This is a genomic window from Rhodococcus sp. R1101, assembly GCF_000278445.1.
GTDB classification, from domain to species: domain Bacteria; phylum Actinomycetota; class Actinomycetes; order Mycobacteriales; family Mycobacteriaceae; genus Rhodococcus; species Rhodococcus gordoniae.
This window is the reverse complement of sequence record NZ_AJVB01000429.1, coordinates 1-3321: the sequence shown is the minus strand read 5'-3', so window position 1 is coordinate 3321 and position 3321 is coordinate 1. Positions and strand designations below refer to the sequence as shown.

4 protein-coding genes are annotated in these 3321 nt (G+C 68.7%); 1 reads left to right on the top strand and 3 read right to left on the bottom strand.

The genetic code is table 11. The annotated features are described in order from the left end of the window. From R1101_RS0119245 to R1101_RS0119235, 3 genes are all read right to left on the bottom strand, one after another. Positions 1-467: sugar phosphate isomerase/epimerase family protein (locus R1101_RS0119245; protein ID WP_016934958.1), on the bottom strand; the 467-nt coding region annotated here is incomplete at its 3' end. A 4-nt stretch (positions 468-471) separates the two neighbouring features. Then, on the bottom strand, positions 472-1713 hold the full coding sequence (locus R1101_RS0119240; RefSeq protein WP_016934957.1) for a hypothetical protein: 1242 nt from the start codon (positions 1711-1713) through the stop codon (positions 472-474). Next, positions 1710-2663, bottom strand: coding sequence for a Ppx/GppA phosphatase family protein (locus tag R1101_RS0119235; protein WP_081494135.1), 954 nt, complete (start codon positions 2661-2663; stop codon positions 1710-1712). The genes R1101_RS0119240 and R1101_RS0119235 overlap by 4 nt, the downstream gene beginning before the upstream one ends. Before the next feature lie 45 nt (positions 2664-2708). On the opposite strand from R1101_RS0119235, the gene R1101_RS0119230 reads away from it, so the two are divergent. After that, positions 2709-3321 (top strand): hypothetical protein (locus tag R1101_RS0119230; protein ID WP_037224170.1); only part of this gene is annotated, 613 nt, incomplete at its 3' end.

Genomic DNA, 3321 nt, shown 5'->3' with positions numbered 1-3321 from the left:
AGACGTTCGGCGCCGCGATCACGACCACCGAAGACGACGTCGGCCCTCATGGGATACATGTTCTCGACCGCGACCGCCACGCGACTGTCGGCCTCCAGCGCCGCGACCTGATCGGAGAAGCCCTCCGCATAGCGGCGCTGCCACCGGAAGGGTGGATGGACCACCACGGTCTCCGCCCCGAGGATCTCTGCGACACGCACCGAACGGTCGAGCTTGGCGGCGGGATCCGCTCCCCACACGCGCTGCGAGATCAGCAGGCACGGCACGTGCACGGCGAGCACCGGCACCCCGTACTCGCGGACGAGACGCTCCACCGAGGTGGGGTCCTGGCTCACCGGTTCCGCCCATACCATCAGCTCGACCCCGTCGAAGCCGAGGTCGGCCGCGAACCGGAACGCCGCTTCGGTGTTCTCCGGGTAGACCGAAGCGGTGGACAGCCCTACCCGGATTCCCTGCGCGGTCGGCATCGGCTCACCCGCCGGGAAGCAGGAACAGGAGCGGCCCGAAGGACACGAAGGCTCCCACGGCGAGTGCGATGAGCTGGCTCGTGATGTCGTCGGTGCGCCGCAGGACGCGCACGAGCGCGACCAGGCCGACGATCACCAGCAGGGCGAGCGCGAAGGCGACCCAGGGCATGAGATCCCACAGACGCTCGAAGCCCTTGAACAGCAACCCACCCGCGACGATCGCCGCGACGCTCTCAACGATCAGCAACGCCCACTGCTTGAGGCTGCTGCCGTGATCCGCGTCGCCGGAACTCTTCCGTGCCGAGTCGTCGGCCGCGGCGGCCGACGATCCCGTGCCTCGGGACTTCCGCGAACGCGTCGCCGGCGATGCCTTCTCCGCAGGCGCATCGGAGGTCCCGGCCGCAGCACCGATGGTGTCGGTCGAGTCGTCGAGGTCGGAGCCCGTGCCCTGCAGGTCGCTCGCAGGACCGGACAGCAGTCGCGGTTCCGCGACATCGGCCTTGCGCGCCGATACCGCCGGCGCACTCGCCTTCTCGGACTTCTTGTCGGGCACCGCCTCACCGGGCTGCGCACCCGTTGCGGCAACCGCGCCGAGGTGCGCCCGCGCGCGGCGCGGAAGCGCTTCGGGACGAATGATCTCGGTCGGCGACTCGATCTTCGGCGGAGCCGACACGGACGCCTTCGATGCGGGCGCATTCGCCTCGGGGGAGGGCGGTGTCTCGGCCGGAGGTGTCGTCGATCCGGTCTTCACGGGAGGCGTCTTCGCGGGAGCCTTCACCGGAGGCGTCTTCGCGGCAGCCTTCACCGGAGGCGTCTTCGCGGCAGCCTTCACCGGAGGCGTCTTCGCGGCAGCCTTCACCGGAGGCGTCTTCGCGCCAGCCTTCACCGGAGGCGTCTTCGCGGGAGCCGTCTTCGATTCGGCAGCGACCCGCGGCGTCACGGTGGTCTTCTCGACATCGGACAGCGCGAAGGTCGCCGTCTTCGGCGTCTCGGCCGTGCGGTCCACCGGTGTCGCCGGTTCGCGGGTCTCCGTCTCGGGGGGAGCGACCGGATCCGTCTGCTCGGCAGTCTTGTCGTCGGCTGCACGCGTGATCGGGATCTCACCCGTCAATTCGGCGACCGAGATGCCGCCGCTCGCACCTCGTCGGCGTCGTCCCCCGGCCCGCGTTCCCACCTTCTGGCCGTTACGCGCCAACAGCTCGGCCACGGAGATCTGGCCCGTGTCGTTGCTGCGATTCTCGCTCATCCGGTTGCCACCACCAGTTCGCCACCCATATCCGTATCGAGCTTCCGAAGAATCAGGCCTTCGCGCAACGCCCAGGGGCAGATCTGCAGCGTTTCCACTCCGAGGGCACGCATACTCGCCTCCGCGACGAGGGCGCCGGCGACGAGCTGCTCGGATCGGTCGGAACTGACCCCTTCGAGTTCTGCCCGGTCGGCCGTGGTCATTCGCGAGATGAAGGCGATGAGCTGACGCAGTCCGCTCGCCGTCAGAGTCCGTTGTACCCGCAGGCCCGCCGACGAAGGAGCCGCGCCCGTCAGGCGCGCCAGGGTCCGGAAGGTCTTGGACGTGCCCACGCACAGATCCGGGTCGCCCGCGCTGCTCAGAATCTTCGCCGGTTCGGCGAGTTCCGCGTCGAGCCAGTCGCGCAGAGCCGATATCCGGCGCTTCCCGGGCGGGTCCTCACGGAACCAGTCGCGTGTGAGTCGCCCGGCACCGAGCTGGAGGGAGTAGGCGATCTCGGGATCTTCGTCGCCGCCGAACGTGAGCTCGAGCGAGCCACCCCCGATGTCGAGGTCGAGGATGTTTCCGGCGCTCCAGCCGTACCAGCGACGCACCGCCAGGAATGTCAGCCGGGCCTCGTCCTCACCGGAGAGCACGTCCAGCGACACCCCGGCTTCCCGGCGCACGCGTTGGAGGACCGCCTCGGAGTTCCCGGCGTCGCGCACCGCGGACGTGGCGAACGCCATGAGTTCCCCGCATCCCGACGTGCGGGCGATGCTGGCGAACTCGGCGGTGGTCTCGACGAGCCGGTCGGCGCCCCTGGTGGTGATGTCTCCGTTGTCGTCCGTGTTCTCGGACAGCCGCAGGGTGGCCTTCGTCGAACTCATCGGCGTGGGGTGCCCACCACGATGGGCGTCCACCACCAACAGGTGGACGGTGTTGCTTCCGACGTCGAGTACCCCTAAGCGCACATCAACACGGTACTGGGTCTACCGTCGGGACCTGTGACAGCAGGTATGTCCCATGCCCCACACAAACTCGACCCGGCCCCCGAAGTCCCTCTCGACTTCCCTCGGGAATGGGTGGAGTTCATCGACCCCGACAACGACGAACACGTCATCGCCGCAGACATGACATGGTTGCTCTCGCGGTGGACCTGCGTGTTCGGCACCCCGGCGTGCCAAGGCATCATCGCCGACCGGCCCGACGACGGGTGCTGTTCGCACGGCGCATTCCTGTCCGACGACGACGACCGCACGAAGCTCGCGAAGGCAGTGAAACACCTCACGCCGGCCGATTGGCAGTTCATGGACAAGGGCCTGGGCAAGAAGGGCTATCTCGAAGAGGACGAGATCGACGACGAGCCCGCCCTGCGCACCCGCCGGTACAAGGGCGCGTGCATCTTCCTCAACCGCCCCGGATTCGAGGGCGGCCAGGGATGCGCCCTCCACACCATGGCGTTGCGACGCGGCATCGAACCGCTCGAGATGAAGCCCGACGTGTGCTGGCAGCTCCCGATCCGGCGCACCCAGGACTGGGTCGAACGGCCCGACGGCACCGAGGTGCTGCGCACCGTCATCACCGAGTACGACCGGCGCGGCTGGGGCGAGGGCGGTCACGACCTCGACT